The following is a 14,405-nucleotide window of genomic DNA, read 5'->3' on the forward strand; positions in this document are numbered from 1 at the left end:
ATTGTAAGAGTTATCTGTTAATTGATGTGCGGGGGGTGAATGGTTGAAACTTCAGTACGTGTTAAAGGGAAATCGCTATCAATTTCATTCGGTAAAAGAGGTTTTGGCAAAAGCAAGTGAGGCAAAGTCTGGGGATGTATTAGCAGGCATTGCGGCGCAGTCTTCACTTGAACGGATGGCTGCAAAACTTGTATTAAGTGAGCTTACATTAAGGGATATTTTTGAAAACCCAGTCATATCTTACGAGCAAGATGAGGTGACGCGTGTCATTTATGATGATTTGAGTAGACCCATTTATGAGGACATGCAACATATGACAGTGGGTGAATTACGTAATCGAATATTGTCGTTTGAGACGGAACAAATGCAACTGGCCAAAATGAGTAGAGGGTTAACGAGTGAAATGATTTCTGCAGTCGCCAAATTAATGTCGAGCATCGATTTAGTCATGGCCTCACAAAAAATGCGCTATACCGCACATTGCAACACAACCATTGGGGAACGCGGTCGCCTTGCATTTCGCTGTCAACCAAATCACCCGAATGATGTATTGGAGGGCATTCTTTATTCCATAAAAGAAGGACTCTCTTACGGCAGTGGCGATGCGGTTATTGGCGTGAATCCAAATAATGATTCGGTGGACTCGGTAAAAAAGATTTTACAAATGACACATGACTTTATGCAGGAATGGGAAATCCCGACGCAAAATTGTGTACTCGCTCATATTACAACTCAAATGGATGCTGTCAAAGCGGGTGCGCCTATGGCATTAATGTTTCAAAGCTTGGCAGGTACGCAAAGTGCCAATGAAGCATTTGGGATTTCAAAGGAATTATTAGATGAGGGCTATGCGTTAATGAAAGCGCAAGGGACATCTGCGGGTCCAAACTTTATGTACTTTGAAACGGGACAAGGCTCTGAATTTTCACTTGAAACGCATCATGATATTGACATGCAGACGTTAGAAGCGCGGACATATGGTTACGCCCGCCACTGGAAGCCGTTTATGGTGAACAATGTTTCAGGTTTTATTGGTCCAGAAACATTGTATGACGGCAGGCAACTCATTCGTGCGGATTTAGAGGATTTATTTATGGGCAAGTTACATGCCTTACCAATGGGCATTGCGCCAACGTACACGAATCATATGGATGCCGATCAAAACGATCAAGAAATTGGCGGGATGCTAACGGCACTGGCCGGCGCAAACTTTTATATGGGGGTACCTGGTGGAGATGATGTCATGCTGAACTATCAAGATACGAGCTACCATGATGATGCGAGTTTACGAGAAATACTTGGTTTACGACCAATCAAAGAATTTGAAGTATGGCTAGAAAAAATGGGCATTATGGAAAACGGTCGTTTAACAAGTAGAGCAGGGGATTTATCCATTTTTGAGCGATAGGAAGTGAACATATGGATATTGAACAAATTGTCGAGACCGTATTAGCCAAAATTCAACAACAGGGAAGATTGCCGACAGAATCACAGCAAACCATGCAATTTAATGAACCAGCTAGTTCGGTGGACGAACCTCTTAATGCGCAAATTATAGCGCATGCACGAGCGATTACCCCAGCACGAATTGGTATTGGTCATACAGGCACACGCATGAAAACAGCGCATTATCTCCATTTCCGAGTCGATCATGCAGCAGCACAGGATGCGGTGTATCAAGAGGTCGATGAAGCGCTATTACAGAGATTGCAATTGCCGATTTTACACAGCAACGCTAAGGATCTAAAGCAATATTTAATGGATTTACAAGCAGGTAGAACGCTAGCTGAAACTTCAACTTCATGGGTCAAGCAGCATTTAAAGAAGCATATCGACGTGCAAATTATCATTAGTAACGGGTTAAGCTCAGCGGCGATTGAAGCTAATATCGAAAGTATTTTGCCGGCGCTTTTACAAGGCTTGCAACTGAAAAATATTACGATGAATCCGCCTGTTTATGTCAAGCGGGCACGTGTGTGGATACAAGATGAAGTTGCGAAATTAGTAGATTGCAAGCTTGCGATTATTTTAATCGGGGAGCGACCTGGGTTAAATACAGCTGAATCGATGAGTGCTTATTTAATATATCGACCAACTGATAAAACGGTCGAAGCAGATCGAACTGTGATTTCCAACATTCACGAAGCGGGATTAGCGCCTGTTGAAGCAGGTGCTTATTTATCGGAAATAATGGCCCAAATGCTGCAACTCGAATGTACGGGCGTCACATTTATGCGTAAGAAAACTGCTAAGAATTAAGAAAATGGAGGTGGAATGATGGAGTTAATTGGCGTTGTGATTGTTTATATTATTATGGCTTGTGCAGTTGCAGGTGCGTTTGCAGCAATTCGGGATGCAGACAATGGGCTCGGCAAAGAGTTTATGAGTGGTTTACACGCGGTAGGCCATATTTTCGTACCTGCTGCTGGGATTATGGCATCGATTCCCTATTTAACGATTTTCATTGAAAAAGTAGTTAGCCCGATGTTTCATAAAATTGGCGCGGACCCGGCAATTGCGGCTACGACGATTTTAGCGTCTGACATGGGAGGGTATCAGCTCGCAAATGCGTTAAAGGATTCCCATGAAGGCTTAATTATGGCGTTAATTGTAGGCTTTATGGCGGGTGCAACAATTGTATTCTCGATTCCAATGGGACTGGCAATGCTTGATAAGCGCGATCATAAATACATGGCGCTTGGTATTATGGCCGGGGTATTAACGATTCCGATTGGTGCGTTTATTTCAGCAATTATGGTGTCACTATTTGATACGAAAGTTCGTGAAATTATTGATACTTCCAGTGAACCAACGTATATGTTTAGCATATCCGTGCTGCAAATACTCATCAATTTAGCACCACTTTTTGTTTTTGTTATTTTAATCGCACTTGGCTTAAAATTCCTTCCGAATATGATGATTGCAGGATTTATGATTTTCGGTCGCGTATTAGATGCCGGCATTAAGCTTGTATTAGTGTTCTCGATTGTAGAAATTTTCACGGGCCTTTTTTCAACGATTTTCGGTAGCTGGGGCTTTGATCCGATTATGGCGGATGAGGCAGATCAATTCCGAGCGCTTGAAACGGCTGGTTATATTGGGATTATGCTTGCTGGAGCGTTTCCGATGGTGTATTTAATTCGTAAATACTTTGCAAAACCATTAGAATCTGCGGGTGGTAAATTAGGTTTATCGGCAGTGGGAAGCGCGGGGTTACTTGCGACAATCGCCAATATTTTAGCGATGTTCACACTTGTCCGTGATATGCCGCCAAAAGATAAAGTTATTAATATTGCATTTGGCGTATGTGCGGCGTTTTTACTCGGGGACCATTTATCATTTACGGCAAACTTCCAGCCAACGATTATTCTAGCGGTAATTGTTGGGAAATTAGTCGCGGGGATTCTTGCAATTTGGTTAGCGTATAAGCTATCCGTTCCAACTGCGTTGAAGCTAGAAAAAGAGGATCGTGAAGCCGGCATAATTAAACCGGATGAATATAAAGAAGCATAAGTAGGTGAGGCAATGGCGGAGGAAAAAAAGCGCTTTATACAGGAGTTTGTACCGGGAAAGCAGTTAACACTTAGTCATTTGATTGCTAACCCGGATAACGATATGTTGCAAAAACTTGGCATCCAAGAGGTAGGTGCACTGGGGATTTTAACGTGCACACCAAGTGAAACCGTTATTATTGCAGCAGATTTAGCCACGAAAGCATCGCATGTACGCATCGGCTTTTTAGACCGCTTTACAGGAAGCCTCGTGCTTGTTGGGAGTGTGTCTGAAGTAGAAATGGCGCTCATTGCCATTAACGACTTTTTAGAGCGCAAACTAGGCTATACGCCAGCGAACATTACGAAATCGTAGGTGACATGATGAATAAAGTGATGATAATTGGAGCTATTGGAGCAGGGAAATCAACCTTAACAAAAGCATTGCTTAATAAAGAACTAAATGCAGTAAAAACACAGGCACTGAATTATGAAGAGTGGATTGTAGATACGCCAGGTGAATATTTAGAAAATCCTTTGTTTTATAAAAATATTATGGCTACATCTCTAGAAGTTTCGCATTTAATTTATTTACAAGATGCGACGCGCCAATTATCAAATTTCCCGCCATTTTTTGGAACAGGTATGGCAAAGCTACCGATTGGTGTCGTCACAAAGTGTGATGTGGAGAATGCCAATATCGAGCAGGCTATTTACTGGTTAAAACAAGTCATTGGGCAAGCACCGATTGTCATTACATCCGCAGTGGAGCAGATTGGTACCGAGCATATTCGCCAGCTTGTCGGCTGTAACAGTGTGCAGGAAATGCGGGATTATGTAGAACGTGCCAATGATCCACAATGTTTTTTTGCATAGGAGGTGGGGGTAGATGGCAGCGAAAACACAAACATTACTCAGTGCAGGTATTGATATCGGTACGAGCACAACGAAAATCGTCATTAGCCGTTTAACGATGCAAAATACAGCAGGTCAAACCCATGTGCCACGCATAGAAATTGTGGATAAAGAGGTGGTTTATAAAAGCCCGATTTTTCGCACACCCCTACGCGATGATGTCACGATTGACGTCCAAAAGGTAGAGCAAATCGTATTTGAGCAATACAAATTAGCGAATGTGACGCCTAAGCAAATTGAAACTGGGGTTGTTCTCATTACAGGGGAAACGGCAACAAAGAAAAATGCGCGGGAAGTTATTCATTTTTTATCCGATGCAGCGGGTGATTTTTTAGTCGCAACGGCCGGTCCGGATTTAGAAAGTATTTTAGCAGCAAAAGGATCCGGAGCAATTGCGTATTCAAAAAATAATGCAAAGGTTATCGCCAATATTGATATCGGTGGTGGCACAACGAATATTGCGGTAGTAAAGCACGGGGAAGTGATTGGTACCGTGACGCTGCATGTAGGCGGTAGATTAATAGAATACCAGCAACATAAAGTCACTCAAATCGCACCGTCAATCCAGCGTTTACTGCAAAAGCATACGATGCGTTACGAACGAGGACAGAAACGAGATGAACAAATCGAACGTTACGTCATTGAGCAAATGGTGATAAGTCTTTGTGCAGTACTTCAAGCAGAGCAGAAAAGCGAGCGCATCCCGTTATTGCTTGGGCATGTTCCAAACTGGCAGGAGCCCGTACAAGCGATTATGTTTTCAGGCGGCGTAGCCCAATGTATGTATCCGACAACAGACGCGAGCTGTAATACGGGAACGTTTGATGATCTCGGTCAAAAAATCGCGGAAGCCCTGCAGCAAAGTGAAGAATTGAAGCGGTATGAATGGCTGCCACCAAATGAAACGGTGCGTGCTACTGTTACTGGCGCTGGGTCACAGTCAACAGATGTAAGCGGGGCAACGATTGAACTAGACGAAAACGTACTACCGTTAAAAAATGTACCGGTTGTAACCTGTGATTTGCAGAAGCAAACGACCGGCATGACTGAAGTAGTGAAAACAACGATCCAACAGGCAATGCGGTTATTTGATAGTGAACAGAGCGGTGAACCGTTTGCGCTGTATTTAAAAAATATCCCGTATTTTAATTTTACAGATATCCAGCAACTTGCAAAAATGATTGTCGGGAATTGGCCTGAAAATAATGCGCTCATTGTCGTCATTCTAGAAGCTGATTATGCCAAAGTACTTGGGCAAAGCATGGTGCAGTTGAAGGGGCAAAAACAGCTCGTTTGCATTGATCAAGTAGATGTACGGACCGGTGATTATATCGACATCGGGCGTATGATGCAGGCGGGCGTTGTACCTGTTGTTGTAAAAACATTAGCATTTCATCAAGCATGAGGAGGTGGAGACATTCGATGAATTTATCGATTAATTTAGGAGGCATCACGTACGCCTTTCGAGATTTAAAAGAGTTATTTGCGAAGGCGAACGAACAAAAATCAGGCGATGAATTAGCAGGCATTGCAGCGGAAACCGTACAAGAACGCATCGCTGCAAAAGCAGTAATGAGTGACATTTTACTAAAGGATATTCGTGAAAATCCACTGATTCCGTATGAAGAGGATGAGGTTTCACGTTTACTCGATGAGGATTTAAACGAGCCGATTTACAACGAAATTCAACATTGGTCCGTAGCTGAACTACGTGAGTATATTCTGCGTTTAGATGTAACAAATACCGAGCTTCGTCGCATGAGTAAAGGGCTAACATCGGAAATGATTGCGGCTGTAACAAAGCTAATGAGCAATATGGATTTAGTGTATGCGGCTAATAAAATTGAAATCATCACCACTTGTAATAGTGCAATTGGTCAAAGGGGTACGTTGTCATCAAGGCTACAGCCGAACCATCCGACAGACAATATTGATGGCATTATGGCTTCTTTAAAAGAAGGGTTAGCGTATGGTGTAGGAGATGCGGTAATCGGCATTAATCCTGTTGATGATTCGGTTGAAAGTGTGAAGCGTGTGCTACATGCGACAAAGGAATTTATGACGGAATGGCAAGTGCCCACGCAAAACTGTGTACTGGCACATGTGACAACGCAAATGAAGGCCATTCGTCAAGGCGCTCCAGCAGATATGGTGTTTCAAAGCATTGCTGGTACAGAAAAAGCGAATCGCGCATTTGGTATTTCAATCGAGCTGTTAAAAGAAGCGCAAAGCTTAATTAAAAAGCAAGGTACATCGGCAGGACCGAATCAATTTTACTTTGAAACGGGACAAGGCTCTGAGTTATCAGCGGAAGCACATTATGATATTGATCAATTAACGCTTGAATCGAGAAACTACGGCTTTGCACGCCATTTTAATCCGTTTATCGTCAACACCGTTGTTGGTTTTATTGGGCCGGAGTATTTATATGATAGTAAGCAGGTGATTCGTGCGGGTTTAGAGGATCATTTTATGGGCAAAATGCACGGCCTGCCAATGGGTGTGGATATTTGTTATACGAATCATATAAAAGCCGACCAAAATGACAATGAAAATTTAGGGGTGCTACTCGCTGCAGCGGGTGTGAATTTTATTATTGCTGCACCAATGGGCGATGACGTCATGCTGAATTATCAGTCGATGAGCTATCATGATGTTCCGACACTGCAAGAACTGTTCAATAAAAGACCAGCACCACAATTTGAACGTTGGCTCGAAAAAATGGGTATTACGGAAAATGGCCGCTTCACAAGTCGCGCAGGCGATTTAACGATTTTCGAAAAGTAGGTGAAAACGTGGATAAGGCATTAGTGGAAATGATTACAAAATTAGTGACCGAACGCTTACAGCAGGAGCACAGTGATTTGAAGCAACCAAAAGCAGTTGAAATTCCAAGTTCGAATGAGCCATTTATTGAGCTTTTTCAGCAAAGAAAACCGAGTAGTACACAAGTGGTTAGTACGTCTCAAAAAGCGCAAAACGCCAAAGTGTTTGCAGAAACAGTTGATGACAAGTTTGCGCATGCTCGTTCGAAAACACCGGCACGAGTTGGCGTGGGACTCACGGGGCCAAGACCTTTGACCAATACCATGCTAAAGTTCCGCTTTGATCATGCAGCTGCAGTCGATGCGGTTTACGGGGAAGTGGAGCAAGGCTTACTTGAAAAATTGAAGCTGTTTACAATTGACACAAAGGCGCTTGATGACAAGGAAACGTACATTTTACGACCGGATTTAGGACGTAAATTAACGGATGCAGCGAAGGAAACATTGCTACAAAAATGTGAGAAAAACGCGCAAGTACAAATCATCGTTTCCAATGGCCTAAGTGCGAGTGCAATCAATGCTAATTTAGAAAATGTGCTTTTATCATTACAGCAAAGCTTAGCAAGTTTAAATTTGAAAATGGGGACACCGTTTTATATCGAACAAGGACGCGTTGGTTTAATGGATGATATCGGTGAAGTATTACAGCCGGAAGTGGTTGTCTACTTGATTGGCGAGCGCCCAGGCTTAGTATCGGCAGAATCAATGAGTGCGTATTTGTGCTATAAGCCGCGTAAAGAGACGATTGAATCAGACCGTACCGTCGTCTCCAATATTCATAAAGGCGGGATTCCACCTGCAGAAGCTGGGGCGTATCTCGGGAATTTAATTCAGAAAATTTTGAAATACGAAGCAAGTGGTGTAACGCTCGTGCAAAGAGAGGAATAGGAGGCGAAACCATTGTCTAATAAATTGATGGCCGATATTTTGGCGATGCAAATTATTCCACGCGTCAATACGCAGTTGGCCAAGGAACTGCAATTAGCGGATTGGCAGCAAAGCGTAGGCATTGTGACCTTGACCATTGATGACGTTGGCTATACCGCAATCGATGAAGCGACAAAAAAGGCCGATGTCGAAGTTGTCTATGCGAAAAGCTTTTATGCTGGCGCCGCGCATGCATCGGGTCCATTATCTGGTGAAATGATCGGGATTGTCGCAGGTTCGTCACCTGATGAAATTCGAAGCGCGTTTGATGCGATTGAACAAAAGGTTGCGTATGATGCCTATTTTGAAGAGCTCGCACCGGGACATGCGATTTATGCACATACCGTTTCAAGCTGTGGTAGCTATTTAGCTCAAACGGCGGATGTTCCTGTAGGTTCGGCATTAGCGTATGTGATCGCGCCACCACTTGAGGCAATCGTTGGACTGGATGCGGCATTAAAGGCAGCGGATGTGGAGTTAAAAGTATTTTTCGGTCCACCTTCTGAAACGAACTTCGGTGGGGGTTTGTTAAGTGGGAGTCAATCATCTTGTAAAGCAGCTACTGATGCATTTCGCGCGGCAATCGAACGCATTATCGAAAATCCGATTGATGCATCATAAGGGGGTGAAATGGTGATTCATTTGTTTGGCACAGAACAAGAAAATAACAGTAGTCCACAGCAAGAAGTCGATGCAAAAGTCCAACTCGCATTGGAAGCACAAAAAATTTATGAAACGTATAGTCAGCAGCAAGTAGACCGAATCGTGAAGGCAATCGCGGATGCGACTTATGCAAAATCGCTGGAGTTGGCACAATTAGCTGTGCAGGAAACAGGCATGGGTGTTGTAGCACATAAAAAAATGAAAAACGAAGTCGGCTCAAAAGCAGTATATGAGGATATTAAAGCATTAAAAACGGTAGGAATTATTAGCGAGAATCGTATGAAAAAAGTGGTGGAAATGGCTGCACCATACGGAGTTGTCGCAGCCATTATTCCAACAACTAACCCTACATCAACGGCTATTTTTAAAGTGCTTATTGCGTTAAAAACTCGTAATGCCATTGTTGTAAGTCCCCATCCGTATGCAGTTGGGTGTACGAAAGCGGCGTTGGAAGTATGTGAGGAAGCCGCGGTAAAAGCCGGTGCACCACCGGGACTGATTCAGTGCTTAACGCAAAAGTCGATGGAGGCAACACAAAGCCTTATGACGCATCCAAACACGCATGTCATTTTAGCAACGGGTGGCGGTGGGCTCGTGAAAGCAGCCTATAGCTCTGGCAAGCCTGCCTATGGTGTAGGGCCAGGGAATGTGCCGGTATATGTCGAGAAGTCGGCCAAGCTCGATAAGGCACTAAAGCAAATTGTTGATAGTAAAAGCTTTGATTACGGAACGATTTGTGCGACCGAGCAAGCACTTATTGTGGACGGGGCAATTTACGATAAAACGCTCGATAAGCTTCAAAAACTAGGTGCGTATCTGTTAAATGATGTTGAAAAAGCAAAAATGGAGAAGGTTATCTCACCAGAAGTCGGCAAGGTCAATCCAAAAATTGTGGGGCGTTCTCCACAAACAATTGCGCAAATGGCAGGCATTACTATACCTACAAACACGAAAATCATCATTGGAATCGAAACGAAGGTCGGAAAAGACGTGCCGTTTTCATTAGAGAAGCTGTCGCCGATACTTGCGCTTTACAAGGTGCAGTCGAGTGACGAGGCAAAGTCGCTATGCTTACAGTTACTAAACTTAGGTGGTCGTGGGCATACGCTTTCGATTCATACAGAAAATGATAAACTCGCAAAAGAATTTGCACTTGATTTACCCGTTTCACGCATCGTCGTCAATACGATGGCAACGATGGGTGCAGTAGGTGGAACGACGAATTTACGACCATCGTTTACGCTAGGCTGCGGGACGTTTGGTGGCAATATTACATCTGATAATATTTCGGCCGAGCATTTAATGCTCACAAAGCGATTGAGCTATGGGGTTAGAGAAGTAAGTGTCCCAAGCGCGCCGGTTGAACAGATTGAGCACTTTGTGAAATCAACTGATACGAGTGCCATTGATGAGGCACTTGTTGCAAAAATTGTCGAAGAAGTAATAAAAAAATTACAGTAAATTGGAGGAATGAATAATGAATCGAGAAGGTACAGCATTAGGGATGGTAGAAACAAAAGGGTTAGTAGGTGCAATTGAAGCGGCAGATGCAATGGTAAAGGCGGCAAGCGTGAATCTAGTAGGAAAAGTGCATGTAGGTGGCGGGATTGTAACGGTGTTAGTGCGTGGGGATGTAGGTGCTGTGAAGGCGGCAACGGATGCTGGTGCAGCAGCGGCGGAGCGAGTTGGCGATTTATTGTCTGTTCACGTAATTCCACGTCCGCATAATGAATTAGAATTAATTTTACCGAAGCTAGAGCAATAATGACATAAAAGGAGATGAATTGGATGACCTATCAACTCTTTTCAATTCCAATCGCTGTGTCAGCCCGACATGTTCATCTCACGGAAGAACATATTGCGACGCTTTTTGGGGCAGATGTAACGTTAACGTTTGATTTTAATTTATCACAGCCGGGGCAATTTGCGGCGACCGAGCGCGTATCTCTCAAAGGACCAAAAGGACAAATTAACGAAGTACGCGTTTTAGGTCCAGCACGCGCGAACTCTCAGGTAGAAATTAGTAAAACCGATAGCTTTTTACTTGGAGTTGCCCCGCCGATTCGGCAATCAGGTGATATCGAAAATAGTGAGGCCATTACGATTGTTGGGCCATGTGGGGAAGTGTCGCTTACGCAAGGGTTGATTATCGCGAAGGCACATATTCATATGCATGACGATGAGGCGACCCAGTTTCAAGTAAGTGATGGGGATCTGGTAGATGTGATCGTTGAATCGGAGCGTCCGATTACGTTTCATCAAGTCGTCATTCGTGTATCTCCCCATTTTAAACTCGAAATGCATATAGATACCGATGAAGGAAATGCCAGTAATTTAAGCCGTGGCTACGGGGTGATTCATAAGCTAGAGCGAGGTGAATTGTATGGATGAACAATTGATTCGTACGATTGTTGAACAGGTGCTTAGTCAAATGCAACCGACAAAACCTACACAAGCACCGCCTGGTAAAATCCCGATTGCGGTGTCTGCGCGCCATGTGCATTTAAGTGAGGAGCATGTCAAATTGTTGTTCGGCGAAAACTATACGTTAACGTCGAAAGCCCCACTTTCACAGCCGAATCAATTTGCCTCACAAGAACAGGTGACGCTTGTTGGACCGAAAGCCACGCTTCATCAAGTGCGCGTGCTTGGCCCAGCAAGAAGCTTGTCGCAAGTGGAAATTAGCATGACCGATGCGAGGACACTTGGAATTGATGCCCCGCTTCGCTATTCAGGCGATACGAGTGACTCGGCACCCATTACATTGATTGGACCAAAAGGGAGCCTGTATTTAAAAGAAGGCTGTATCATTGCGGCTGCACATATTCATATGAATGAACAGGACGCAAAAGCACTGCATGTTGTCGATGGCCAGTTTGTGAATGTTCAAACCTGCAGTGTGAGGCCCCTTGTATTTCAACAGGTTAAGGTGCGGGTGTCGAGTCGTTTTCAATTAGAAATGCATATTGATACCGATGAAGGCAATGCGGCACATATTCAAGGAAATGGTTATGGAGAGCTTGTGACAGCGGGTGTTCATAAAGCACCAGCTGAACTGCCACCACAACAGGTGCAGCAGCTTGTCCCACCTAAGCAAACAGCCGTCATGACAAAAAAGTTAATTACGGAGCAGGATATAAAAGAACTGCGTCAGCAAGAATTGGTTATCAAAAAACGCACGATGATGACCGCACTCGCACAAGATATGGCACGTAAAAAAGGTATTACAATTGTACGGCAATAGGGCAAAGTAGGTGATGGATGTATGATAATCGCACGTGTAATAGGCAATGTATGGGCAACGCGTAAGGAAGAAAATTTAAGTGGATTAAAGCTACTCATTGTACAACCAATTGATTCAAAAAATCAGCCCATTCGTCAGGAACTCGTTGTTGCAGATCGCATCGGCGCAGGAATTGATGATGAAGTATTGGTGACGAGTGGTGGTGCCGCACGCTATATTTTATCGGACGTCCCACTACCGATTGATGCGGTAGTCATTGGTATTATCGATTCAACAGAGGTAAGAGGTGAGAAAAATGGCTAAAGCAATGGGTATGATTGAAACAAAAGGACTGATTGGTTCGATTGAAGCTGCCGATGCAATGGTGAAGGCAGCACATGTTGAAATTGTAAAACAGGAAATGATTGACGGCGGAATCGTCACGATTTTAGTCGAGGGGGATGTCGGAGCTGTACAGGCAGCTGTTGATGCAGGAAAACAGGCAGCAAGTCGTGTTGGAGAGTTATTAGCGGCGCATGTCATTCCAAGGCCGGATGAGCAAGTGGCCAAACTTTTTGAAAAGCCAGCACCTCTGAAACCCGTGTTGAAAAAGACTTCTCCGAGAGCAAGTGTGAAAAAGCAAGGGGAGGAGTGATGGCATGTCATTTAAGCGACATAAAATTGCGATTATTGGCGCGGGTAATACGGGCATGACAGCAGCACTCTACCTGGCGCAAAAACAATTAGGTGATGTGGTACTCGTTGATATACCTGAAGTCGTCAATCCGACAAAAGGAAAGGCGCTCGATTTACTACAGGTAGGGCCAGTAGAACGTTTTAATGTGCGTATTGAAGGCACGGATCAGTACGAGGCAATTCAAGATGCACGTCTTGTAATCGTCACGGCGGGTTTACCACGAAAGCCAGGCATGAGTCGTAATGATTTAGTCGAAACGAATGCAAAAATTATGAAGCAGGTCGCCGTCAATATAAAACACTACGCACCGGAAAGTATTGTCATCGTGCTAAGTAACCCAGTCGATGCGATGACCTATGTTTGCTTAAAGGAAACCGGCTTTGCACCACACCGTGTCATCGGTCAATCGGGTTTACTGGACGGGGCGCGCTTTAATACGTTTGTCGCGCAGGAGCTGGGTGTTGCGGTTGAGGATGTCTCGAGCTTTGTGTTAGGTGGACATGGTGACGAAATGGTACCATTCATCCGTTACTCGTACGTTGGCGGAATCCCGCTAGAAAAGGTGATGGCAAAGGATCGCATTGACGCAATCGTTGAGCGCACGCGAAAAGGTGGCGGTGAAATTGTTGCGTTGCTTGGAAATGGCAGTGCTTTCTATGCACCAGCTGCGGCAACCGTGAAAATGGCAGAGGTCATCATGCGTGATGAAAAACGCATAATACCGAGTGTTGCCTATCTACAAGGGCAATACGGCTACGACAATTTATGCTTAGGTGTGCCGACCATTTTAGGCGGGAATGGTATTGAAAGTATTATCGAGCTGGATTTATTGCCTGATGAAAAAGAGGCGCTCCATCTATCCGCCTCGGTCGTAAAAGAGCTCATTACGATTTGTGACCAAATGCAATAAGAGATGCCATATGCGACGAATTCATGTTATAATGAATTTTTCGTGGAGGTGTAGAAGATTATGAGTAAAAAATGGACAATCCAATCCATTCGTGAATACGTAGAAAAAAATACAGATACAAAATTGTTATCAACTGAATTTACAGGCTTTTCACAAAAACTAGATTTCCAATGTGCATGTGGGACAACATTCCAAAAGCCATGGAAAAAATTCAAAGAAAACAAACAACAAAAATGTGATGTTTGTCAGCCACCGAAAGAGTCTCGCTAAGGGATATTTTTTAGTGGATAGAAGAGTATAAACTTTTTAGGGAAATCCACATAAGAAAAGACATCATTTCGCGCTATTTGGCGCGAAATGTGTTTTTCTAAGCTGAACAAATAAAAAGAAACGTAGGTGCAAATCGCAACCACGTTTCTTTTTTTATTGTGCAATATACGAGCAAATATAATCCGTTACGGTTTCTACCTCAAGCTTAAACTTCGCGTTCGCCGGTACGTAAAATACACCCTCACCATCAATTGTTTGCCAGTCCGAGTCTGGTAATTGATAGCGCAATTTCCCAGCACTAATGACCATTTCCTCTTTTAAATCCGTCCCAAATTCATAGTTACCTGGCAGCATAATCCCCAGTGTTTTATAGCTTCCATCAGCGAATGTGATTTTGCGGCTTGTAACCTTTCCATCAAAATACACATTCGCTTTCTTTGTGATTTCTACGTTTGTAAATGACATGTTATGTAACCTCTCTTTC

18 protein-coding genes are annotated in these 14,405 nt (G+C 43.8%); 17 read left to right on the plus strand and 1 reads right to left on the minus strand.

Annotation, left to right across the window (positions count from 1 at the left end):
• Positions 1 to 43 precede the first annotated feature (43 nt).
• Genes NSQ62_RS06770 through NSQ62_RS06850 form a run of 17 tightly spaced genes read left to right on the plus strand, consistent with a single transcriptional unit; the run spans position 44 to position 13,921 of the window.
• Complete coding sequence (locus NSQ62_RS06770; RefSeq protein WP_341323168.1) at positions 44 to 1,408, plus strand: ethanolamine ammonia-lyase subunit EutB; 1,365 nt, start codon at positions 44 to 46, stop codon at positions 1,406 to 1,408.
• Positions 1,409 to 1,419: 11 nt separating this feature from the next.
• Positions 1,420 to 2,259: an ethanolamine ammonia-lyase subunit EutC gene (gene eutC, locus NSQ62_RS06775; RefSeq protein ID WP_341323169.1), complete on the plus strand. Its 840-nt coding sequence runs from the start codon at positions 1,420 to 1,422 to the stop codon at positions 2,257 to 2,259.
• Positions 2,260 to 2,277: 18 nt separating this feature from the next.
• Positions 2,278 to 3,513 (plus strand): ethanolamine utilization protein EutH, encoded by a 1,236-nt coding sequence (gene eutH, locus NSQ62_RS06780; RefSeq protein ID WP_341323898.1) that lies wholly within the window; start codon positions 2,278 to 2,280, stop codon positions 3,511 to 3,513.
• Between the two features lie 12 nt (positions 3,514 to 3,525).
• The gene (locus NSQ62_RS06785) at positions 3,526 to 3,867 is read left to right on the plus strand and encodes a BMC domain-containing protein (protein WP_341323170.1); all 342 of its coding nucleotides are present in this window, start codon (positions 3,526 to 3,528) and stop codon (positions 3,865 to 3,867) included.
• A gap of 5 nt (positions 3,868 to 3,872) precedes the next feature.
• Positions 3,873 to 4,367: a EutP/PduV family microcompartment system protein gene (locus tag NSQ62_RS06790; RefSeq protein WP_341323171.1), complete on the plus strand. Its 495-nt coding sequence runs from the start codon at positions 3,873 to 3,875 to the stop codon at positions 4,365 to 4,367.
• A 13-nt stretch (positions 4,368 to 4,380) separates the two neighbouring features.
• A complete protein-coding gene (locus tag NSQ62_RS06795) occupies positions 4,381 to 5,811 on the plus strand; it encodes an ethanolamine ammonia-lyase reactivating factor EutA (protein WP_341323172.1) in 1,431 nt (476 codons plus the stop codon).
• Positions 5,812 to 5,828: 17 nt separating this feature from the next.
• Positions 5,829 to 7,193, plus strand: a complete 1,365-nt coding sequence (locus tag NSQ62_RS06800; RefSeq protein ID WP_341323173.1) for an ethanolamine ammonia-lyase subunit EutB — start codon at positions 5,829 to 5,831, stop codon at positions 7,191 to 7,193.
• 8 nt (positions 7,194 to 7,201) lie between these two features.
• Positions 7,202 to 8,119, plus strand: a complete 918-nt coding sequence (gene eutC, locus NSQ62_RS06805; protein ID WP_341323174.1) for an ethanolamine ammonia-lyase subunit EutC — start codon at positions 7,202 to 7,204, stop codon at positions 8,117 to 8,119.
• 27 nt (positions 8,120 to 8,146) lie between these two features.
• Positions 8,147 to 8,779, plus strand: a complete 633-nt coding sequence (gene eutL / locus NSQ62_RS06810) for an ethanolamine utilization microcompartment protein EutL (RefSeq protein ID WP_341323899.1) — start codon at positions 8,147 to 8,149, stop codon at positions 8,777 to 8,779.
• Positions 8,780 to 8,788: 9 nt separating this feature from the next.
• A complete protein-coding gene (locus NSQ62_RS06815) occupies positions 8,789 to 10,282 on the plus strand; it encodes an aldehyde dehydrogenase family protein (protein ID WP_341323175.1) in 1,494 nt (497 codons plus the stop codon).
• A gap of 16 nt (positions 10,283 to 10,298) precedes the next feature.
• Positions 10,299 to 10,586, plus strand: coding sequence for a BMC domain-containing protein (locus tag NSQ62_RS06820; RefSeq protein WP_341323176.1), 288 nt, complete (start codon positions 10,299 to 10,301; stop codon positions 10,584 to 10,586).
• A gap of 23 nt (positions 10,587 to 10,609) precedes the next feature.
• Positions 10,610 to 11,212 (plus strand): phosphate propanoyltransferase, encoded by a 603-nt coding sequence (locus tag NSQ62_RS06825; RefSeq protein WP_341323177.1) that lies wholly within the window; start codon positions 10,610 to 10,612, stop codon positions 11,210 to 11,212.
• Positions 11,205 to 12,065 carry a phosphate propanoyltransferase gene (pduL, locus tag NSQ62_RS06830; protein ID WP_341323178.1) on the plus strand — a complete coding sequence of 287 codons (861 nt, stop codon included), beginning with the start codon at positions 11,205 to 11,207 and terminating at the stop codon, positions 12,063 to 12,065. The genes NSQ62_RS06825 and pduL overlap by 8 nt, the downstream gene beginning before the upstream one ends.
• Positions 12,066 to 12,086: 21 nt before the next feature.
• The gene (locus tag NSQ62_RS06835) at positions 12,087 to 12,368 is read left to right on the plus strand and encodes a EutN/CcmL family microcompartment protein (RefSeq protein ID WP_341323179.1); all 282 of its coding nucleotides are present in this window, start codon (positions 12,087 to 12,089) and stop codon (positions 12,366 to 12,368) included.
• Positions 12,361 to 12,699 (plus strand): BMC domain-containing protein, encoded by a 339-nt coding sequence (locus tag NSQ62_RS06840; RefSeq protein ID WP_341323180.1) that lies wholly within the window; start codon positions 12,361 to 12,363, stop codon positions 12,697 to 12,699. The genes NSQ62_RS06835 and NSQ62_RS06840 overlap by 8 nt, the downstream gene beginning before the upstream one ends.
• Before the next feature lie 4 nt (positions 12,700 to 12,703).
• Entirely contained in the window at positions 12,704 to 13,651 is a 948-nt protein-coding gene (mdh, locus tag NSQ62_RS06845) for a malate dehydrogenase (RefSeq protein ID WP_341323181.1), read from the plus strand.
• 60 nt (positions 13,652 to 13,711) lie between these two features.
• A complete protein-coding gene (locus tag NSQ62_RS06850) occupies positions 13,712 to 13,921 on the plus strand; it encodes a hypothetical protein (protein ID WP_341323182.1) in 210 nt (69 codons plus the stop codon).
• Positions 13,922 to 14,074: 153 nt separating this feature from the next.
• Here NSQ62_RS06850 and NSQ62_RS06855 read toward each other — a convergent pair whose 3' ends face one another.
• A complete protein-coding gene (locus NSQ62_RS06855) occupies positions 14,075 to 14,386 on the minus strand; it encodes a pyrimidine/purine nucleoside phosphorylase (protein WP_341323183.1) in 312 nt (103 codons plus the stop codon).
• Positions 14,387 to 14,405 lie beyond the last annotated feature (19 nt).

Source organism: Solibacillus sp. FSL H8-0523 (assembly GCF_038051985.1).
Classification (GTDB): domain Bacteria; phylum Bacillota; class Bacilli; order Bacillales_A; family Planococcaceae; genus Solibacillus.

Excerpts from the sequence above, each read along its gene's own strand:
- eutC (WP_341323169.1), top strand. The coding sequence starts at position 1,420 with ATGGATATTGAACAAATTGTCGAGACCGTATTAGCCAAAATTCAACAA.
- eutH (WP_341323898.1), top strand. The coding sequence starts at position 2,278 with ATGGAGTTAATTGGCGTTGTGATTGTTTATATTATTATGGCTTGTGCA.
- NSQ62_RS06785 (WP_341323170.1), top strand. The coding sequence starts at position 3,526 with ATGGCGGAGGAAAAAAAGCGCTTTATACAGGAGTTTGTACCGGGAAAG.
- NSQ62_RS06790 (WP_341323171.1), top strand. The coding sequence starts at position 3,873 with ATGATGAATAAAGTGATGATAATTGGAGCTATTGGAGCAGGGAAATCA.
- NSQ62_RS06795 (WP_341323172.1), top strand. The coding sequence starts at position 4,381 with ATGGCAGCGAAAACACAAACATTACTCAGTGCAGGTATTGATATCGGT.
- NSQ62_RS06800 (WP_341323173.1), top strand. The coding sequence starts at position 5,829 with ATGAATTTATCGATTAATTTAGGAGGCATCACGTACGCCTTTCGAGAT.
- eutL (WP_341323899.1), top strand. The coding sequence starts at position 8,147 with ATGGCCGATATTTTGGCGATGCAAATTATTCCACGCGTCAATACGCAG.
- NSQ62_RS06815 (WP_341323175.1), top strand. The coding sequence starts at position 8,789 with ATGGTGATTCATTTGTTTGGCACAGAACAAGAAAATAACAGTAGTCCA.
- NSQ62_RS06820 (WP_341323176.1), top strand. The coding sequence starts at position 10,299 with ATGAATCGAGAAGGTACAGCATTAGGGATGGTAGAAACAAAAGGGTTA.
- NSQ62_RS06825 (WP_341323177.1), top strand. The coding sequence starts at position 10,610 with ATGACCTATCAACTCTTTTCAATTCCAATCGCTGTGTCAGCCCGACAT.
- pduL (WP_341323178.1), top strand. The coding sequence starts at position 11,205 with ATGGATGAACAATTGATTCGTACGATTGTTGAACAGGTGCTTAGTCAA.
- NSQ62_RS06835 (WP_341323179.1), top strand. The coding sequence starts at position 12,087 with ATGATAATCGCACGTGTAATAGGCAATGTATGGGCAACGCGTAAGGAA.
- NSQ62_RS06840 (WP_341323180.1), top strand. The coding sequence starts at position 12,361 with ATGGCTAAAGCAATGGGTATGATTGAAACAAAAGGACTGATTGGTTCG.
- mdh (WP_341323181.1), top strand. The coding sequence starts at position 12,704 with ATGTCATTTAAGCGACATAAAATTGCGATTATTGGCGCGGGTAATACG.
- NSQ62_RS06850 (WP_341323182.1), top strand. The coding sequence starts at position 13,712 with ATGAGTAAAAAATGGACAATCCAATCCATTCGTGAATACGTAGAAAAA.
- NSQ62_RS06855 (WP_341323183.1), bottom strand. The coding sequence starts at position 14,386 with ATGTCATTTACAAACGTAGAAATCACAAAGAAAGCGAATGTGTATTTT.